Origin of the sequence: Gordonia sp. LUNF6 (assembly GCF_047041125.1) — a bacterium.
In the GTDB taxonomy this organism is placed as follows: Bacteria; Actinomycetota; Actinomycetes; order Mycobacteriales; family Mycobacteriaceae; genus Gordonia; species Gordonia sihwensis.
The window spans coordinates 3,913,506-3,932,763 of the sequence record NZ_CP178181.1 but is presented as its reverse complement, the minus strand read 5'-3'; the positions used below and the strand labels follow the sequence as shown (position 1 = coordinate 3,932,763).

Sequence of the window (19,258 nt, the reverse complement as noted above, 5' to 3'; positions counted from 1 at the left end):
GCTCTGCATGACGTCTCTCGGCTCAGTACTCCTCGGCGCCGACCAGGACGGCCTCCGGGTCCACCGTGTGCTCGTCGGGCTTGCTGCCTCCCGCGAGCACCAGGGCGGCCACGGCCACCGCGCAGTAGCCTGCGGCGAACCAGAACGGGGCGGCCATGCCGAACCACTCGGCGAGGTAGGCGACCATCACCGCAGAGGCGGCGGCGCCCATCCAGCGCAGGAAGCTGTATCCGGCGCTGGCCACCGACCGCGGGGTGGAGTCGTCGGCGGCCGACATCGCGACGCCGGTGAACAGCGTGTTCAGCACACCGGAGGGAATGCCCGAGAGCACCACGGCCAGACCGATCAGCCACACGTGATGATCGACGACGCCGATCGCGGCGAGCACCATCGTCACCAGGTAGGCGCCGATGGCGGAGAGGACGCCGCCGCGAGCACCGATGGCCGAGGCGATGCGCGGCCCGACGAAGACGCCGGAGAGCGCGGTCAGCAGACCCCATCCGAAGAAGACCATTCCGGCGTAGATGGGGCGCAGGCCCATCGCGATCGGTGCCCAGGCGATGACGGTGAACAGTGCGCCGGTGTAGAAGGCCGAGCCGATCGAGTTGATGAGCAGGCTGCGGTTCTTCAGCGCCTTGATCGGATCGAGTAGTTTGACCGGTTGCCGCTGTTCACGAGGTCCGTCGGCGGGGAGCATGACGGCGCACAGGACGGCGCCCGCGAGCATGAGCAGTGCGGTGCCGGCGAACGGTGCGCGCCACGTCCACTCGCCGAGGACGGCGCCGAGCAGCGGACCGACGGCCAGTCCCGCTCCCAGTGCGGCCTCGTACAGCAGGATCGCTCCCTGCTGGCCGCCTGTGGCCTGTCCGACGATGAAGGCGAGCGCGGTGGCGATGAACAGTGCGTTGCCCAGACCCCAGATGACGCGCAGGGCGATGAGTTGGTCGATGTTTCCGGCGAAGGTCGACAGGCCGGCCGCGATGACGATGCACACCAGTCCGGTGGTCAGGGTCCGCTTGGGGCCGAACCGGTACGCGGACCATCCGGTCAGCAGCATGGCCACCACCTGGACGCCCATGTAGACGCCGAACAGCAGCGTGAGCTTGGTCTCGGGCGCGCCGAGCGCCTCGCGGATGGTGTTGAGGATGGGGTCGACGAGGCCGATCCCCATGAACGCGATGACCGCGGCGAACGCGGTCACCCAGACGGTCCGCGGTTGCCCTTTGAAGGCCGCGGTGAGGGAGTGGGAGTCAGTGCTCATGAAAGCTCCATTCGAGTCTGCAGTTCACGCAGGGCGGGCAGGGCGGCTGCCAGGGCTGCGCGGTGATCGTCGGACAGGGTCTGCAGTGCGCGCGTGACACTGTCGTCTCGACGGGTCCGGATGTCGCTGACGATCTCGGAGCCGGTGTCGGTGGCTGCGATGATCACTGCCCGGCGGTCGTCGGGATCGGGTTCGCGGGATACGTATCCGCCCCGGTGCAGGCCGTCGATCAGTGCGGTCGCGGTCGGCATCCGGATCGATTCGCGTTCGGCGAACTCGCCCATCCTCATCGGCCCGTAGTCCACGAGTGAGGCCAGTCCCGAGGCCTGGGCGGCGCTGAGCTCACTGATGGGCGAGTTGCGTCGCAGGGTCAGGTACAACCGCGTCACCGTGTGCCGCAGTCCTGAGGCGAGGTCGGGGGCGTTCTCATCGGTCATACTTCGTAAGCCTAATATTTCGTAAGCCTAAATAAAAGACCGCGGAGCCATCGATCGCCGTGTGAACAGGGAGTTCACGTCAGGAAAATGGGGAACGTCACACGTCCGGGATACCTCGACCACCGGAGTGAGACGGACCGACGCCGGTCAGAAGCGACCGCCGGTCCCGATGCGGCCCGAACTCGACGACCCGCCGTAGGAACCGGGACTGCGTCCGCCGGAGCTGTAGCCGCCGAACGATCCCGGACGCATCGTGCCGCGCAGAACGCTGTCGACGAGGATGCCGGTGAGGACGGCACCGGCGATCGGAGGACCGGTCCGGTCGGCCGCGCCGGCAGCCCGTTGCTGGTCCTGCCAGGCGACGACGTCGTTCTGTGCCGCCATCAGCGCCTCGTCGGCGTTCCGGGACGCCTGCCGCGCCTGCTCCAGAGCCCGGTCGGGGTCGGTGTCGGAGAGCCGAACCGCTTCGGCGCCGAGTTGCTGCGCCCTCGACAGGCGGGTCCGGGCGACGGAGCCGACGGCTCCGCGCCGGGTCTCGATGAAGTCGGCCGCGGCCTGCGTCTTGGCTTCGGCCGTCTCGAGCGCATTGGTTACCAGCTGGGTGCGCCGCGACGTCTCGTCGGCGGTCCGATGTGCGGCGGCCAGTGCGGCGTCGAGATCCGCGTCGGCCTCCGAGAGGGCAGCGAAGGCGCCCAGCGGGTCGGTGTCGGCCTCCGAGTCCGCGGTGGCGAGCGCAGTCTTCGCCTTCCCGATCGCAGCCGTGAGATCGGATGGGGGAGCCGGCAGTCCCTCGGCCTGCGCCACCGCGGCCGTGACATCGGCCGTCAGCGGCGACAGGCCGTGACGAGCGCGGGCCAGGGTCGCGTCGGCCGAGTCGATCGCGTCGAGCAGTTTGGCGGCGGTCTCCAGCGCTCCCTCGGCCGACCGGATGTCGGCCACGACGGGTCCTTGCTGTCCGGCGGGCAGGGCGATCGCCTCGCGGCCCTGATCGGTGCTGTCCTCGGCGAACCGGAGTTGCTCACGCGCCAGGGCGACGTTCTGGCTGATCGAGGAGACCACGGTTCCGCCGTGCCGCTCGGTCAGCTCGGCCAGGGTGGCTTCGGATCGGGGCAGGCGGGCCGTGGTCTCCACGATCCGCCGTGTCAGCTCGTCGAGCCGTTCCTCGGCGTTGATCAGCAGGTTGCGCATGGCGTCGAATTTCTCCACCTGCTCGTCCAGCAGCGCATCCGCGTCCGAGCACGAGGTGATGATCTGAACCAGCATCGACCGCTGCTCGTCGGCGGTCTCCGGGATGTGATCGTCCAATCTCTGACGGAGCGCGAACGACGACGCCAGCGCGCGCTGGGCGGCGCCGAGCGCCGCGGTGAACGGCGCGGCGTCCGCCTCACCGAACTCGTCGATCGCGAGGACGAGTTCGTCGGCGCTGGTCTTGACGGCATTGTCGGTGTCGGTGAGCACCTCCCGCGACCATGCATGGAGTACTTCGAGGGGCTGCTCGGACAACTGGTCGACGGTCAACGAGTCGCCGGCTTCACGCAGATCGTCCACGTGCGCGGCGTGAGCCCGGCGTCGCCGCCTGCGGAGGTAGAGGAAGCCGCCGCCCGCGACCACGGCCGCGCCGCCGACCACCCCCGCGGTGATCGCTCCGGCGTGGGACTCATCGCCGGCCGCCGCCGCGTCGATCTCGTCGACGGTGTCGAGCGCCGACGCCGCCCACCGTCCCCGCTTCAGATCCGGGACCAACGTGTCGGTGGCGATGCTGTTGATCTCGTCCTGGGTGAGACCGTCGATCGCGGCCGGCGCGGTGAGCCGGTAGCCGCGGTCCCCGGTGGCCACCGCCAGCAGTACGTCGCGGTCGCCGAAATCACTGAGGTCTTCGGTCTGGCGGGCCCAGTCGGCCGCCTTCATGCCGTCGAAGGAGTCGACGTAGACCACCCACATCTGGATCTTGTGGTCGTTATAGAGAGCGTCGATCGCGGAGGCGATCTTGTCGTGGTCGGCCTCACTGAAGACGCCGGCGGTGTCGACCACCTGATCGGCCATGCGCAGCGGCGCCTGAGCCCGAGCGCTGCCGGCCCCGGTGAAGAGCAGTGCCGCGAGGACCGCGAGAGCCGAGACCGTCACCATGAGTAGGCGGGCCCGGATCAGACGCTGGATGCTCGCGAAAACCATGGACTCAATCTAGCTTGTGAGTCTGACGGTTCTGGGTCGGTGAGCGGGGCACGGTGGGTAACGAATGGGACGCGATCGTGATCGGTTCCGGTCCGAACGGATTGACCGCGGGAGCGGTGATGGCGCGTGCGGGCCGATCGGTGCTGGTCATCGAATCGGAGGACACGATCGGCGGCGGTTCGCGGACTGACGAGGCGTTCGGAACCGGAATTCGGCGCGACGTCTGCGCGGCCGTCCATCCGACCGGGTACGCGTCGCCGGCGTTCGCCGAACTCGGCCTGGCGGACCGGGTCGAGTGGCTGGTGCCGGAAGTCTCTTTCGCCCACGTCTTCTCGCGAGGTGATGCCCTGGGCGTGTACCGCGATCCGGTGCGACGGGCGAGTGAGCTGGGCGACGATGCCCGGGCGTGGCGTCGGACGGTCGCGCTCGGCACCGGGGCGGCGCATGACGCGTTACGGATGCCCGCGTTTCCCCGGCATCTGCCGCGAATGGCGCGTTTCGGTCCGCAGGCCCTGATGCCCGTCGACGCGTTGGTCCGGTGGGCTTTCCGTACCGAACGGGTGCGCACCGCGTTCGCGGCGGTGGCCGCGCACGCCATCCGGCCCTCGGACGCGCTCGGTTCGGCCGCCCCCGGACTTCTGCTGGGAACGCTGACCGAGGCGGGTTGGCCCGTTGCCGCCGGCGGATCCCAGTCCGTCGTCGACGCGCTGGCCGCGATCATCCTCGGCAACGGCGGGCGGATCGAGACCGGCCGGCGAGTGCGCTCGGCTCGCGAATTGCCGACCGCCGGGCAGGTCTTCTTCGACGTCTCGCCCCGCGCGCTGGTGCAGATCATGGGGGAGCGGCTGCCGTCCCGGTATGTCCGGCGTCTCGAGCGTTTCGAGTACGGCGGCGGTGTCTGCAAGGTCGACTTCCTGCTGCGCGAGCCGATTCCCTGGTCGGGGGCGGGCGCCGAGGAATTGTTGTCGACGGCTACCTTTCACATCGCGCGCGACCGCGCGCAGATCAGCGGCGCGGAGGCCGACGTCGCGGCCGGCCGGGTGCCCGACCGACCGTGGGTGCTCGGCGGCGAACCCACGCGGGTCGATCCCTCGCGTGCGCCGGCGGGAACTCACCTGGCATGGGCGTACTGCCACGTCCCCGCGGGCTGCGGGAGCGACGTCTCCGACCGGATCGTCGCCGAGATCGAACGGTGCGCACCGGGTTTCACCGACACGATCGAGGGTCGGATCGTCACGACCGCGTCCGGCTACGAGGACTACAACGCCAACTGCGTCGGAGGCGACATCAATTGCGGCGCAGCCAATCTGCGGCAGCTGTTGGCACGACCGGTGCTGTCGGCGCGGCCGCATCGGACTCCGGTACCCGGCGTGTACCTGTGCTCGTCGGCGACGGCCCCGGGTGGCGGTGTCCACGGTATGTCCGGCTACCGCGCGGCGAAGACGGCGCTCCGGGACGGCTGATCCGGCGTCGCGGACCCGTGCGATGCCTCAGCGCACCACCAGGTCGGTGGTGGTGGCGCTCAGCGTGATCGGGGCGATCGACTTGCCTCGCATCCACGTGTCGACGAAGCGGCGCAGCTCCGGGTCCCGGTCGCGATTCGCGAAGGCCTCGCGGGGGATCTCCACGGCGCCGACCAGATGGCGCGGGGTGCGGGTGAGGCCGACGTGCCCGGGCGTCATCCGCATACCGTCGGCGGTGTGCAGGAGCACCGGAATCCGATGGCCGTCGGGAGTGGTGACGGTGGCCGGCCGAGTGGTGACCGCGGGATCGAAACTCGACACCGACAGTCGGTAGCCGGACGGCGCCGCGGTGAGTCCCACCTCGTCGAGCATCCGCGGGTCGATGACGCTGTACGGGATACCGATATCGATGAGTGTCTGCCCGTCGACGAGCGCGGAGCGGGAGGGGAGGGACGCCGACAGATTCCACGGCTTCTCGGGGGCGAGCGTCTCCGCGGACCGATCGCCGGGCGAGTTCTCCAGGAGCCGGCCCTGCAGCGTGCTGCCGGTCGGGGTGAACGTCCATGTCGAGGCGTGAAGGTCCTTGTGCCAGAAGCCCGTTCGGCCATTGCTCCGGCCTTCCACCCGGAGCTCGCGCTTCTCGGGGCCAGGACCGGTGGAGATCACGGTGATCGCGGAGGTGATCTCGCCGGGAATCTTGGGCTGGCGTGTCCAGTCGGGTGCGGGGAGCTGGACCGCGGCGGTCGACCGATCGAAGGCCTCGACCGTCAGGTTGGTGGCGCTGGGCTTCCCGGTCTGCGGGTCCCAGCTGTAGCGGAAGAACACCGAATCCGATCCGGAAGAGTCGAAATCAAAAGTGCGCGTGAACATGTCGCCGTACCGGTTGACGACGAAGGTGGTGGATCCGGCGGCCGAGAGGGCCACGGACTGAAACCGGCCGCCGAGCGGGCTGCCGATCTCGTAGCTGTCGTCGTTGGGCAGCCACGGATCGGCGTAGGTGATCCGGCTGCCGTCGCCGGTGAGCGCCGGGATCATCGTCATCTTCGCCTGACCGGAGGGGTGGACGCGGCCGGCGATATCCAGGTACGCCCGGTTGTCCGAAGGCGAGGTCACGCTGAGCGCCCAGCCGCCGCGGCGGTCGTCCGGCAGCTTGCGGCCGGGCCCCGTCCACAGCATGGCGCCCCACGCGGAGGTCCAGTTCCACAGCAGAGGGGACTGGGTCACGTTGTCCATGGTGTAGATCCAGCCTTCTCGATCCACGCCGACCAGTTCGTCGTCGTCCAGTGAGATCGCGACGAGCCGTCCGCGCAGGCAGGACGGCAGGGGGACCGTCCGCCAGCGGCTGTCCGCTGCTGACCGCGGGGGACGCGGCCGGGTCACCAGCGTGCCGGCGTCGGTGAGTGCGAACTCCCAGAATCGATTGAACTGAGTCTTCTCGGTCCGCAGGTCCACGCGTGACGGCGCCTGCTTGCCCGTGTACTCGGCGAAGGTCGTCAGTCCGGTGCGATCACCGGTGGACGGAACGCCCGGCGGAATCTGTGCGGTGCCGAAGGGAACACACGACGCCGGTCCGGCGTGCGCGGCCGGGGCGCCGGACAGTGGCAGAACGATCGTCATGACGATGCCGGAGAGCGCCGTCGCCAGACGGATTCGGGAGAGCCGGTTCCGGGGTCGGGTCATGAATCCGGACTATATCGGGCGCGTCCCGGGCGGTGTCCGCTTCGGCCCATCGGGCCGGCACCGATTATGCGGTGCGCGAATCCCGCCAGCGCACCAGTTCCCGGACCGCCGTCAGGTCGTAGTCGGGTCCGCCGGTGGCGACCGTGAGGAGGGTGACGCCCTCGGCCGTGATGTCGTCGGCGAACCGAAGCATGGCGCCGACGTCGCCGTCGAAGCGGACCTCCGCCGACCGCTCGATCTCGGCCGGATCGCGTCCCACGTCGGCGCAGTGCCGAGCCAGGACACCAGACTTGTGGCGATAGGACTCGACGTCGACGAACCCGTGCCAGAGATCGGCGTGTTCGGCGATGAGCCGCAGTGTCTTCTTCTCGCCGCTGCCGCCGATCAGCAGCGGAATATGGCGCGTGGGTGCGGGATTCAGCTTCGCGAGCCGTTCGGTGAGTCGCGGCAGGGAGGCACCGAGGGCGTCGAGTCGGCTGCCCTTGGTGCCGAAGTCGTATCCGTACTCGGTGTAGTCGCGCTGGAACCAGCCGCTGCCGATGCCGAGGATGAGACGACCGCCGCTGATGTGGTCGACGGTGCGCGCCATGTCGGCCAGCAGCTCCGGATTCCGGTAGCTGTTACAGGTGACGAGAGCGCCGAGCTCGACGCGGGAGGTCTGCTCGGCCCAGGCGCCGAGCATGGTCCAGCATTCGAAGTGGGCGCCGTCGGGGTCGCCCGACAGCGGGAAGAAGTGGTCCCAGTTGAAGACGATGTCGACTCCCGCGTCTTCGGCACGCATCACTGCGTCCCGGATGAGGGAGTACTCCGGTGAGTGCTGGGGCTGGAGCTGGACGCCGATTCGGATGGGGTGACTCATGGCTCCAGTGTGCCGTGCGGTCCGCCGCGGCGCCGGTTCTTGCCGCGCGCGCAAGCCGCGTCGCGGCGTGGCCGGTGATTGTGGGAGCGTCGAGGAGTGAGTGAACATCAGCACGACCACGATCAGCAGCAGGCTCCCCGTCATCCCGTCTCCGCGGCCGAGTGGGACGAACTCTACGAGTCGTCGGACCGGCTGTGGACCACCAACGTGAACCCCGCGCTCATCGCGGAAGTCGGTGATCTGCCTGCCGGTTCGGCATTCGACCTCGGGTGCGGCGAAGGCGCCGACGCCCGGTGGCTCGCCGACCACGGCTGGACGGTGGTGGGAGCAGACATCTCCACCGTGGCTCTCAAGCGTGCGGCCGCGACTGATTCACGTGAAACAATCACCTGGCTGCCGTTCGACGTCACCGCAGATCAGTTCGACCGCACGTACGACCTGGTGGCCCTGAGCTATTTCCACATCGCGAGCGACGACGTCGCGGTCCTGCAGAAGATCGCCGATGCCGTGGGGCCCGGCGGCACGCTGCTCGTGGTGATGCACGACCCCGAGGGGATACGCGCGCACGGGCGGAGCCCGGACGGGTTCCTCTGGCCCCGCGACATGGTACGTCTGCTGGGCGAGGGCTGGGAAGTGGTGACCGACGAGGCGCGCGACCGCGGCATCCCGGCGGGCGGCGGCCATCATGTGCGGGATGTGGTCCTCCGTATGCGCCGGGTCTGAGCTTTCCGCCGGTCGGTGGTGCCGCGGCTGGGAGATGTCGGACCCCGGTGAGACCCTCGCGGTATGAGAGTGGACGCGGGCACACGCAAGCAGGCATCGATCCTGCACGCCGACCTCGACTCCTTCTACGCGTCCGTGGAGCAGCGCGACGACCCGTCACTGCGCGGCCGTCCGGTGCTGGTCGGTGGCGGGGTGGTGGTGGCGGCGAGCTACGAGGCCAAGGCGATGGGTGTCCGCTCGCCGATGGCCGGTCGTGAAGCCCGAGCGCTCTGTCCTCGCGCGGTGATGGTGCACCCTCGGTTCGAGGCGTACACCGAGGCCAGCCGCGCGGTCTTCGCTATCTTCTCCGACTTCTCGCCGTTTATCGAGGGCATCTCCGTGGACGAGGCCTTCCTCGACGTCGGCGGCATGCACGCGATCGCCGGATCGCCCGTTCAGCTCGCGGCACGGCTGCGGGAGCGGGTGCGCCGCGAGGTGGGCCTGCCCATCACTGTCGGGGTCGCGAGCACCAAGTTCGTGGCCAAGGTGGCGAGCGCGGTGGGCAAGCCGGACGGTCTGCTCGAGGTCCCCGCGGGAGGCGAACTCGACTTCCTTCACCCGTTGCCCGTGCGACGGCTGTGGGGCGTGGGCGCCAAGACCGAGCAACGCCTGGCCGAGGCCGGGATCGAGACCGTGGGCCAGATCGCGTCGCTGGGCGAGGAACGGCTGTCGATGCTCCTGGGTCGCGGCCCGGGCAGGCACCTGTACGCACTGTCGATGGCTCGCGATCCACGGCGCGTTCAGACAGGCAGACGCAGACGTTCCATCGGGGCTCAACGGGCGCTGGGTCGTCGGTGGCGGTCGGAGGCGGATATAGAAGCAACACTCGTCGCGATCGTCGACGGCCTGGGCCGCCGTCTCCGGTCGGCGCAGCGGCTCGTGCGAACGGTGGTGCTGCGTCTGCGCTTCCACGACTTCGAGCGAGTGACGCGGTCGCGGACGCTATCCGAACCGACCGACCGCACCGATATCGTACTCGCGGTGGCGCGGGGTCTGCTCGACGAGGCGATGCCGCTGATTCGTGAGCGCGGCTGCACGCTGATCGGGCTGTCGCTGACCAACCTCGCCGATCACGGCGCCGTTCAGCTCGCGTTACCGCTCGACGGCGCCGACCACGCCGGCGACCTCGACCTGGCCATCGACTCGCTGCGGTCGAGATTCGGGAAGGGTGCGGTGACGCGGGGAGTGCTAGTGGGTCGTCCACATCTGCCCGAGAGCCCGATGCTGCCGGATTGACGGCGCCCCGGTCTGGGGGTCACGGTCTGATGGGTTCACGGAATCAAGACCACTTTGCCGCCGGCGTGCCCGGCGGCCACCAGCCGCAGCGCCTCGACCGCACGATCGAGCGGGAAGGTGCGCGCGATCGGCACCGTCAGCTCGCCGGCCGCGAGCAGATCGAGGAGTTCGCCGCGCACACCGTCCCGGAACGCCGCGCTGGCGGGGTCGGCGCCCGAGAGCGCGTCGAAGCCGTACTCGCGCGCGGCTTCGCGGTCGACGACGGTGAGGATCCGATCGCGATCGGCCACCAGTTCCAGTGACGCGGCCGTCGCCTCTGGGCCTCCGGCCGCGTCGAGCGCTGCGACCACCGGACCGGGTGCGGCGTCGCGGACGCGCCGAGGCAGTTCGGGACCGTAGGTCACCGGAATACCGCCGAACCGTGCGACCGCGTCCGACCGACCGGGACCGGCCGTGCCGACGACGGTGACCCCGGCTCGACGCGCCAATTGCAGGAAGACGGCGCCGACTGCGCCCGAGGCGCCGTGCAGGAGCACCGTCTCGCCGGACACCGCACCGGACCGCGACAGCAGCTCGGCCGCCGTGCACCCCGCGAGAAGCAGCCCCGCGGCCTGGTCGTCGGGCACCGCATCCGCCAGGACGAAGGCCTTCTCGGCGGGGATGGTGATCGCCGACGCGTAGCCGCCGTGCACGCGGAAGGCCGCGACGCGATCGCCCACCGACACCGCCCCGGACCCGGCGCGGGTCCGCGGTCCCATGGCGGTCACCACCCCCGCGATCTCGTAGCCGATCGGCAGCGGCAGGAGAGCGGGGTCGGAGGCCCTGAGCGTGTGCTTGAGGTCGGCGGGATTCACTCCGGCGGCCGTGACGCGGACGGTGAGCTGTCCGGGGCCGGGAGCTGCGGGTTCGCAGGCGACGGCCCGGAAGTCGTCGAGCCCGCCGAAGCCGTCCGCCACCCACCTGATGCCCGTCATGACGTGCAGCCTACTGCGCACATTATGGTGACCTGCATGACAAGCAATGTTGACGCGTCCAACCCCGATCTGGTCACCGTGGACGTGCCCACCCACTGGTACAACCTCGCCGCGGAGCTCGACGAGCCGATTCCGCCGCACCTGCACCCCGGAACCAAGGAACCGGTCGGGCCCGACGATCTGGCCGCGCTCTTCCCCGCCGGTCTGATCGCCCAGGAGGTCTCCACCGAGGCCTACATCGAGATCCCTGAGCCGGTTCGTGAGATCTACCAGATGTGGCGGCCGTCGCCGCTGTTCCGCGCCCGCAGATTCGAGGAGGCGCTGAACACGAAGGCGCGGATCTACGTCAAGTACGAGGGCGTCAGCCCGGTCGGCAGCCACAAGACGAACTCGGCTGTCGCGCAGGCGTATTACAACAGCATCGACGGGGTCAAGAAGCTCACCACCGAGACCGGCGCAGGTCAGTGGGGCAGCGCTCTCTCGTTCGCGGGCGCGCAGTTCGGTCTCGACGTGGAGGTGTGGCAGGTGCGGGCGTCGTACGACTCCAAGCCGTACCGGGGCTTTCTCATCCGCACCTACGGCGGCACGCTGCACCCGAGTCCCTCCGACCTCACCGAGGCCGGACGCGCGATGCTGGCGAAGGACCCCGACACCACCGGCAGCCTCGGCATGGCGGTGTCGGAGGCGGTGGAGGTGGCGGCCGCGAATGATGACACCCGCTACGCGCTCGGCAGCGTGCTGAACCACGTCGTGCTGCACCAGAGCGTGATCGGCCTCGAGGCCGTCGACCAGCTGAACGCGGTGGAGCCCGGCGGCGCCGACGTCGTCTTCGGTTGCGCGGGCGGCGGATCGAACCTCGCGGGCCTGTCCTTCCCGTTCCTGCGCGAGAAGCTGCACGGCCGTTCCGATCCGCGGATCGTCGCGGCCGAGCCGTCGGCCTGTCCGTCTCTGACTCAGGGTGAGTACCGCTACGACCACGGCGACGTCGCGGGCCTCACGCCGCTGCTGAAGATGCACACGCTCGGTATGGACTTCGTCCCGGACCCCATCCACGCCGGCGGTCTGCGCTATCACGGCATGGCGCCCGCGCTCAGCCACACGGTGGAGCTGGGTCTGGTGGAGGGCGTCGCGATCGACCAGCGCGCCGCCTTCAGCGCGGGCATCACGTTTGCGCGCACCCAGGGCATCGTGCCCGCCCCGGAGTCGACCCACGCCATCGCCGCGTGCGCCGAGCACGTGGCGAACAGCGACAAGGAGGAGGTCGTCGTGATCGGGCTCTCCGGGCACGGTCAGCTCGATCTGCCCGCCTACGCGGAGTTCTTGAACGGCTCCTTCTGACGGCTGTCGGGCCCGCCGGTTCCGGATCCGGACGGGCGGGCCCGATGCGGTCCGTGCGCGTCCCGACTCCTGCGGTTCGACGAATGCTGAGACAATCGGGACGGTAGTACTGAGAGTGGTGGAATTGCCGGGTCGCCGCACGGCGCGACCGGGAGACAGAGAAGGAACTTCATGGTCGAAACAGGACAGCGTCTGGCGCAGATCGGCGTCACCGGGCTCGCGGTGATGGGCTCCAACATCGCCCGCAACTTCGCGCGGCACGGGCACACCGTCGCGCTGCACAACCGCAGCATCGCGAAGACCGATGCGCTCATCGAGGCGCACGGCGACGAGGGCGATTTCATCCGCACGGAGACCATGGAGGAGTTCGTCGGCGCGCTCGAGCGGCCGCGCCGCGTCCTCATCATGGTCAAGGCCGGCGACCCGACCGACGCCGTGATCGAAGAACTCGCGAACCTGATGGAGCCCGGCGACATCATCATCGACGGTGGTAACTCGCTGTACACCGACACGATCCGCCGCGAGGCGGCGATGGCCGCGCGGAACCTGAACTTCGTCGGCGCGGGCATCTCCGGCGGCGAGGAGGGCGCTCTCAACGGTCCCTCGATCATGCCCGGCGGACCCGCCGAGTCGTACGAGTCGCTCGGTCCGCTGCTGGAATCGATCTCGGCGCACGTCGACGGCGTCCCGTGCTGCACGCACATCGGTCCCGACGGTTCGGGCCACTTCGTCAAGATGGTGCACAACGGCATCGAGTACGCCGACATGCAGCTCATCGGCGAGGCGTACGACCTCATGCGCAACGTGCTCGGCATGGAGGTCGCCGAGATCGCCGACGTGTTCCGCGAATGGAACACCGGCACCCTCGACAGCTACCTGATCGAGATCACCGCCGAGGTGCTGTCGCAGGTGGACGCCGAGACCGGCAAGCCGCTCGTCGACGTGATCGTCGACGCCGCGGGCCAGAAGGGCACCGGCCGCTGGACGGTGAAGTCGGCACTCGACCTCGGCATCCCGACCACCGGCATCGCCGAAGCCGTCTTCGCGCGCGCCCTCTCGAGTTCGACGTCCCAGCGCGAGAGCGCGCGAGGGCTCGTCGCGGGCACCACCGGCGCGCAGGCCCCGGCCGACAAGGCGGCTTTCGTCGAAGACATCCGGAAGGCGCTGTACGCGTCGAAGGTCGTGGCGTACTCGCAGGGCTTCGACCAGATCGCGGCGGGAAGCGCCGAGTACGGCTGGAGCGTGGATCCGGGCAAGCTCGCCACCATCTGGCGTGGAGGATGCATCATCCGGGCCAAGTTCCTGGACCGCATCCGGGAGGCCTACGCCGAGAATCCGGAGCTTCCCGCGCTGCTGCTGGCTCCGTACTTCCGCGACGCGGTCGAGGACTCGGTGGAGAGCTGGCGGCGGGTCATCGTCACCGCGACTGCGATGGGTGTCCCGGTGCCGGCCTTCGCGTCGTCGCTGTCGTACTACGACGCGCTGCGGGCCGAGCGGCTGCCGGCCGCTCTGACCCAGGGGCTGCGGGATTACTTCGGTGCGCACACCTACCTGCGCGTCGACAAGCCCGGCTCGTTCCACACGCTCTGGAGCGGTGATCGCAGCGAGGTCGAGGCGTAGCGCTTCCAAGATCAGTCACTAGACGGGCCTTCGAGGGCAATGTTCCCTCGAAGGCCCGTCTGCGTCCTGAACTTGGCACAGCGGTCTCGGTATGCGTGCTGCCGGTGCGCTATGCCCACATCCCGTTCGTTGTCTCAGACCGCCCACAAGCGATCCTGCGCATCAACGGTGGACAGGTCATCGCGACAGCTTCGCCTGCCGGCGGATCACCCGGGGCGCCGATCCCAGCTCGTTCTAGCGGTTTTCGAATCGCTGCGCTTGCCTCGACCACCGGAGGGGACCGGGTTGTGACTGCGGCCGAAGTACTGTTTAAGCTGGACATATGTCGAAAGTGCTGAGCTCGTTGCCGAAGGGAGAGCGCGTCGGAATCGCGTTCTCGGGTGGTCTGGACACCTCCGTCGCCGTTGCATGGATGCGCGAAAAGGGCGCTATCCCTTGCACTTACACCGCCGACCTCGGCCAGGCCGATGAGCCGGACATCGCTTCGGTGCCCGGCCGCGCGGGTCAGTACGGTGCGGAGATCTCGCGCCTGGTGGACTGCCGCGCCGCGCTCGTGGAGGAGGGCCTCGTCGCACTGCAGTGCGGTGCCTTCCACATCCGCACCTCCGGCAAGACGTACTTCAACACCACGCCGCTCGGCCGCGTGGTGACCGGAATGCTCCTGGTCCGCGCCATGAAGGAGGACGGCGTCGACATCTGGGGCGACGGCTCCACCTACAAGGGCAACGACATCGAGCGGTTCTACCGCTACGGACTGATGGCGAACCCGAACCTGCGGATCTACAAGCCGTGGCTCGACACCCAGTTCGTGGAGGAGCTCGGCGGCCGCCACGAGATGAGCCAGTGGCTGACCGAACGCGATCTGCCGTACCGCGACTCCCAGGAGAAGGCGTACTCCACCGACGCCAACATCTGGGGCGCCACCCACGAGGCCAAGACCCTCGAGCACCTCGACCACGGTCTCGACGTGGTGGAGCCGATCATGGGCGTCGCCGCATGGCGGGACGACGTCGAGGTCGCCACCGAGGACGTCTCCATCCGATACGAGCAGGGCCGCCCGGTCGCCATCAACGGCGAGGTCTTCGACGACGCCGTCGCTCTCGTCCTGAAGGCCAACGAGATCGGCGGCCGCCACGGGCTGGGCGTCTCGGATCAGATCGAGAACCGCATCATCGAGGCCAAGTCGCGCGGTATCTACGAGGCACCGGGCATGGCACTGCTGCACATCGGCTACGAGCGTTTGGTGAACGCGATCCACAACGAGGACACGGTCGCGAACTACCACAACGAGGGCCGTCGCCTGGGTCGCCTCATGTACGAGGGCCGGTGGATGGACTCGCAGGCGCTCATGCTGCGTGAGTCGCTGGTGCGCTGGGTGGGCTCGGCCATCACCGGCGAGGTGACCGTCCGACTGCGCCGCGGCGACGACTACCACTTCCTCAACACCACCGGACCCGGCCTTTCGTACCACCCGGACAAGCTGTCGATGGAGCGCGTCGGCGACGCCGCGTTCGGTCCGTCCGACCGCATCGGCCAGCTCACCATGCGCAACCTCGACATCGCCGATTCGCGTGCGCGCCTGGAGCAGTACGCGCAGCTCGGCATCGTCGGTGGCGCGACCGCAGACCTGGTCGGCGAGCTGTCCGCGGGCGGTGCGCAGGCGATCGCCGGCGGCCAGCCGGAGGACGCGGCATCCGAGTCGCTCGACCGCGCGGCGATCGATTCCGGCGTCGACTAGCGCTCATGGCCGCCAAACGGATCGGGATCGTCGAAGATCACGAGTCGATGGTGCTGGGGGTCCGGGCGATGCTCGACGGCCACGTCGGCCTGTCGCTGATGGCGTCGTCGGACACCGTCGAAGGGCTGCTCGCGCAGCAGGTCTGCCTGGACCTGGTGCTGCTGGATCTGCGGCTGGCCGACGGGTCGTCGCCGACGGCCAACATCGAGGCCTTGCACGACGCGGGTCTATCGGTCCTTGTCTACACCGGTGCGGAGAACCCGTACCTGGTCCGTCTGGCGGCGAAGGCGGGGGTGCTCGGCATCGTGCGTAAATCCGCCCGGGTGGAGCGGGTCGTCGAGGCGATCGCCACGGCTGCGGAGGGCAACCCGGTCATCACCACCGAGTGGGCGGCGGCCGTCGACGGCGACCCCGACCTCGATGCCACCGGCCTGAGTCCTCGGCAGCAGGAGGTGCTCTCGCTGTACGCCTCGGGGGAGAAGGCCGACCGGGTGGGGCGCATGCTGGGGTTGTCGACGGAGACGGTCAACGACTACGTCGCGCGGATCCGGGCGAAGTACGCCGCAGCCGGTCGGCCCGCAGGCACCAAGGTGGATCTCTATCAGCGGGCCGTCGAGGACGGACTGCTGCCGATCCCCGAGCGCGACCAGTGAGCGGCGCCGTCAGATACGCCGCTCCCGAGCGGCGGCACGACAACCTGGACCGGATCAGGCGGATGTTCGCGTTGTTCGCGGCGGTCGGTTACGTGGGGTACTTGATCCTCCTGTTGCCGGCGATCCTCCAGCTCGCACCGCTGATGAGCTCCTGGTGGACGCCGGCGATGTGCGCGATCGTCTTCGTCCCCGGCCTGACGCTGGGAGTGACCGCTCTGATCGGCGTGCCGCGCTGGACGCGGGCGACGGCGGCCGTCGCCGCCCTCAGCTTCTTCGTCGCGGTCCTCACCTGGCCGATCGCCTGGGACGGCACCACCGTCCCGGCCGGCGACGGCGTATGGCTGGCGGCGTTTCCCGGGCTCGCCAGCATCGCCGCGGTGCTGGCGTGGCCGGCCTGGGCGGCCTTTGCGCACATGGTGTTCGGCTGCGTCTGCGTGCAGCTCATCAACTTCGTGATCCGCGGCGAAGTGGATCCGGGACAGCTCGCTCCCGAGATCGCCTTCGCAATCATGTTCTGCAGCTTATTCGTCGGTGCGGCCGTGATGGCGCTGCGCACCGGGAGGATTCTGGACGAGACCACCGATCGTGCCCATGCGGCGGCCGCGACCGCCGCAGCCGAGCGGGCCCGCGACACCGAACGCGAACGCTTCGACGCGCTGATTCACGACAGCGTGATGTCCACCCTGCTGACCGCCTCCCGGGGCGGGGCGCAGGAGCACGTGCCGCGGCTGGCGGCCGCCACCCTCGCCGAACTCGACGAGATCCGTTCGGGACTGCCCACCGACCGTCCGTTCGGCCTCGAGGCCGCCGTGGTGCACCTGCGTGCGACCACTACCGAGGCAGACCCGAGGGCGGAGTTCGCCGTCGACGCACCCGCTGCCGATTCTGATGCCGCACAGGCGGAGCTGCCGAGCGAGGCGGTGCGTGCGGTGAGCGCGGCACTGGCCGAAGCCCTGCGCAACAGTCGCCGACACGCCGGGGCCGATGCGCGGTGCACCGTGCGTGGCCGAGTGGACGCCGATTCGATCAGGATCGCGGCGACCGACGACGGCGTCGGTTTCGACCCGGGTGCGGTATCGGCCCATCGACTCGGCATCGCGGTCAGCATCCGGGCCCGGATGGACCGGGTCCCGGGAGGTTCGACCGCCATCGAGTCGTCGCCCGGCGCCGGAACCACCGTCCGACTGGGATGGACACGCTGATGGAGCAACTTCCGGCCGGCGGTGATATCGGTGATCTGATGGGCCTGCGGACCGCCGCCGCGAAGGCGCTCGTGGCGGTCTTCATCGGAACGTTTGCGCTGGTGGGAGTGATGACGCGCCCCGCAGGGAGCGGGGTGGCCGGATGGCTGGCGGAGATCGTCGCCTGGGGGGTGACGAGCGCTGCGGCAGTCGCACTGATCCAGGTGCCGGGAGATCCGTTACGGCGGTCGGTGACGGCAGTCGTCGCCGCCGCCGGCCCGGTGGCCACGGTGTCGGTGCTGCTGGTGGTCGACGATCCAGGGGTGCGCATCCTGACCTTCTGGCCTTTGTCGGCGACAACGGCGCTGTGCACCTACCTCTGTGTACGCGGCCGCACAGGCGTCGCGTGGCTCTCGATGCTGGTGGCGATCGGCGCGACCGCACTGTGGGCCGTCGGCATCGGCGAAGGCGCCGGGTACGGGATCTCGATCTCGCTGATCAACCTGGCGCCGCTTGTGATGTCGTCCTTCTTCGCCATCACGATCCGGCCGGCGGCGCGCGAGATCTTTCTGATGCAGGGGGCCGGCACCGAGGCCGCGGCTGCGGAGGCCGCGCGGCGCGCGGTCCTCGACGAACGCGACCGGCAACTCGGCCGACTCGACGACCAAGCGCGCCCCTTGCTCGAGCGGCTCGTCGACGCGGCGCCGCTCTCGGCGGACGAACGCGATGAGTGCAGTCTGGTCGAGGCGCGGTTGCGTGATTCGCTGCGGGCGCCGACATTCGACGTCCGCAGTGTTGCCGACGCGGCGCGGCAGGCACGACGTCGAGGGGTGGAGGTGATCTTGCTCGACGATCACGGGCTCGTCGGTGCGGACGATGACGTCCGCGAGCGGGTGATCGGCGGTGCCGTCACCGCGCTCGCCGCGGCTCGTGCGGGGACCGTCACGATTCGCATCCTGCCGCCGCGGCGTCGCGTGGTGGCGACTGTTCTGCAGGTCGCCGGCGACGTCGTCGTCCGCGAGGAGTACGACGGCGAAGGTCGTCTGGTCGGCAGCGACTGACCCCGGGAGCAGGCCTGACCTCTGTCGCCTCTTAGGAGGACAGAGGAATTGGGGTCTTTCTCGTGCGCCGATGTCGCCATACCGTCCGAAGGGAAGGCATGGCGGCGGGACATCGGCGAGGAGGCGAGGAGAATGACGGGCTCCGGGGCAGTGGCGCGGCAGTCGGGGACAGGCCAGTCGGTCGGGGTGTGGAGTGAGAATCCGTGGCAGCGGGAAGTGCTCATGGTGTGGATGAATCGGTTCGGGTATCCGGTGGTCGCTGTCGACACGGCCGGACTCCTGGCGGGGGCGACGCGCGTCGTGGTGGTCGGAGCCGGCGATCGTCTCGCGCTGCGTCGGTTCGGCCGCTCAATGGCCGGACGCGTCATCGTCGTCGGCGGTACGGTCGAGAAGGCCGATATCCGCTCCGGCGTTCATCATGTCACTGAAGGCCCAGACATCGACCACCGTCTTAACCTCCTGCTGACCAGAGCGCTGGGCCCGACGTCCGGCCGGACTCCGATGTCGGCGCGGGAACGGGAGATCCTGACCACGTATGTGATGGGTGCGACCGTCGAGGAGACCGCGACCCGGCATTTCGTCGCCGCCAGCACGGTTCGCACTCACTATCGGCGCGTCTCGGCCAGGTACGACGACGCCGGGCTGCCGGTGGCGAACAAGACCCACCTGTTGTTGCGGATGGTCGCCGACGGTTGGATTCAGCTCGACGGCGTGCTTCCCGAATCGGAGCCGGCCGCGTCCGCGGTCGAGGTGGCGTGAGGGGCGGGCCTCGACTGGAGTGAAGAGCCGACGGGCTCGATGACCGACGGGCGGCGTCAGGCAC

Annotated in this window: 16 protein-coding genes; 10 read left to right on the top strand and 6 right to left on the bottom strand. The window is 69.4% G+C overall.

Annotated elements, in window-relative coordinates:
* Nucleotides 1–22: 22 nt before the first annotated feature.
* The 3 genes from ACK8HH_RS18470 to ACK8HH_RS18460 form a co-directional block, all read right to left on the bottom strand.
* Nucleotides 23–1,261: an MFS transporter gene (locus tag ACK8HH_RS18470; RefSeq protein ID WP_006896731.1), complete on the bottom strand. Its 1,239-nt coding sequence runs from the start codon at nucleotides 1,259–1,261 to the stop codon at nucleotides 23–25.
* Nucleotides 1,258–1,698, bottom strand: coding sequence for a MarR family winged helix-turn-helix transcriptional regulator (locus tag ACK8HH_RS18465; RefSeq protein WP_045538193.1), 441 nt, complete (start codon nucleotides 1,696–1,698; stop codon nucleotides 1,258–1,260). Before ACK8HH_RS18465 ends, ACK8HH_RS18470 begins: the two co-directional genes overlap by 4 nt.
* Nucleotides 1,699–1,845: 147 nt before the next feature.
* Nucleotides 1,846–3,870, bottom strand: coding sequence for a TPM domain-containing protein (locus ACK8HH_RS18460; RefSeq protein ID WP_045538194.1), 2,025 nt, complete (start codon nucleotides 3,868–3,870; stop codon nucleotides 1,846–1,848).
* Between the two features lie 53 nt (nucleotides 3,871–3,923).
* Here ACK8HH_RS18460 and ACK8HH_RS18455 point away from each other — a divergent pair, with 53 nt between their 5' ends.
* Entirely contained in the window at nucleotides 3,924–5,333 is a 1,410-nt protein-coding gene (locus ACK8HH_RS18455) for a phytoene desaturase family protein (RefSeq protein ID WP_045538195.1), read from the top strand.
* A 27-nt stretch (nucleotides 5,334–5,360) separates the two neighbouring features.
* On the opposite strand, the gene ACK8HH_RS18450 is transcribed toward ACK8HH_RS18455, so the two are convergent.
* Nucleotides 5,361–7,013, bottom strand: coding sequence for a hypothetical protein (locus ACK8HH_RS18450; RefSeq protein WP_006896727.1), 1,653 nt, complete (start codon nucleotides 7,011–7,013; stop codon nucleotides 5,361–5,363).
* A gap of 64 nt (nucleotides 7,014–7,077) precedes the next feature.
* A complete protein-coding gene (locus ACK8HH_RS18445; protein WP_006896726.1) occupies nucleotides 7,078–7,872 on the bottom strand; it encodes an LLM class F420-dependent oxidoreductase in 795 nt (264 codons plus the stop codon).
* 96 nt (nucleotides 7,873–7,968) lie between these two features.
* Here ACK8HH_RS18445 and ACK8HH_RS18440 point away from each other — a divergent pair, with 96 nt between their 5' ends.
* Nucleotides 7,969–8,595, top strand: coding sequence for a class I SAM-dependent methyltransferase (locus tag ACK8HH_RS18440; RefSeq protein ID WP_412475442.1), 627 nt, complete (start codon nucleotides 7,969–7,971; stop codon nucleotides 8,593–8,595).
* A gap of 63 nt (nucleotides 8,596–8,658) precedes the next feature.
* Nucleotides 8,659–9,870: a DNA polymerase IV gene (gene dinB, locus ACK8HH_RS18435; RefSeq protein WP_006896724.1), complete on the top strand. Its 1,212-nt coding sequence runs from the start codon at nucleotides 8,659–8,661 to the stop codon at nucleotides 9,868–9,870.
* A gap of 35 nt (nucleotides 9,871–9,905) precedes the next feature.
* Here the strand turns inward: dinB and ACK8HH_RS18430 are convergent, their stop codons facing one another.
* Nucleotides 9,906–10,844 carry a quinone oxidoreductase family protein gene (locus ACK8HH_RS18430; RefSeq protein ID WP_045538196.1) on the bottom strand — a complete coding sequence of 313 codons (939 nt, stop codon included), beginning with the start codon at nucleotides 10,842–10,844 and terminating at the stop codon, nucleotides 9,906–9,908.
* A gap of 36 nt (nucleotides 10,845–10,880) precedes the next feature.
* Between ACK8HH_RS18430 and ACK8HH_RS18425 the strand changes: the two genes are divergently transcribed.
* The 7 genes from ACK8HH_RS18425 to ACK8HH_RS18395 all read left to right on the top strand — a co-directional run bounded on the left by ACK8HH_RS18425 (nucleotide 10,881) and on the right by ACK8HH_RS18395 (nucleotide 19,194).
* Nucleotides 10,881–12,182, top strand: coding sequence for a TrpB-like pyridoxal phosphate-dependent enzyme (locus ACK8HH_RS18425; RefSeq protein WP_006896722.1), 1,302 nt, complete (start codon nucleotides 10,881–10,883; stop codon nucleotides 12,180–12,182).
* Between the two features lie 171 nt (nucleotides 12,183–12,353).
* On the top strand, nucleotides 12,354–13,802 hold the full coding sequence (gene gndA / locus ACK8HH_RS18420; RefSeq protein WP_006896721.1) for an NADP-dependent phosphogluconate dehydrogenase: 1,449 nt from the start codon (nucleotides 12,354–12,356) through the stop codon (nucleotides 13,800–13,802).
* A 322-nt stretch (nucleotides 13,803–14,124) separates the two neighbouring features.
* Nucleotides 14,125–15,540 carry an argininosuccinate synthase gene (gene argG, locus ACK8HH_RS18415; RefSeq protein ID WP_006896720.1) on the top strand — a complete coding sequence of 472 codons (1,416 nt, stop codon included), beginning with the start codon at nucleotides 14,125–14,127 and terminating at the stop codon, nucleotides 15,538–15,540.
* A 5-nt stretch (nucleotides 15,541–15,545) separates the two neighbouring features.
* The gene (locus ACK8HH_RS18410) at nucleotides 15,546–16,193 is read left to right on the top strand and encodes a response regulator transcription factor (RefSeq protein ID WP_006896719.1); all 648 of its coding nucleotides are present in this window, start codon (nucleotides 15,546–15,548) and stop codon (nucleotides 16,191–16,193) included.
* On the top strand, nucleotides 16,190–17,395 hold the full coding sequence (locus tag ACK8HH_RS18405; RefSeq protein ID WP_006896718.1) for a sensor histidine kinase: 1,206 nt from the start codon (nucleotides 16,190–16,192) through the stop codon (nucleotides 17,393–17,395). The genes ACK8HH_RS18410 and ACK8HH_RS18405 overlap by 4 nt, the downstream gene beginning before the upstream one ends.
* Nucleotides 17,395–18,435, top strand: a complete 1,041-nt coding sequence (locus ACK8HH_RS18400) for a hypothetical protein (protein WP_006896717.1) — start codon at nucleotides 17,395–17,397, stop codon at nucleotides 18,433–18,435. Before ACK8HH_RS18405 ends, ACK8HH_RS18400 begins: the two co-directional genes overlap by 1 nt.
* Nucleotides 18,436–18,567: 132 nt before the next feature.
* Nucleotides 18,568–19,194 carry a helix-turn-helix transcriptional regulator gene (locus tag ACK8HH_RS18395; protein WP_375003304.1) on the top strand — a complete coding sequence of 209 codons (627 nt, stop codon included), beginning with the start codon at nucleotides 18,568–18,570 and terminating at the stop codon, nucleotides 19,192–19,194.
* The last annotated feature ends 64 nt before the right edge of the window (nucleotides 19,195–19,258 follow it).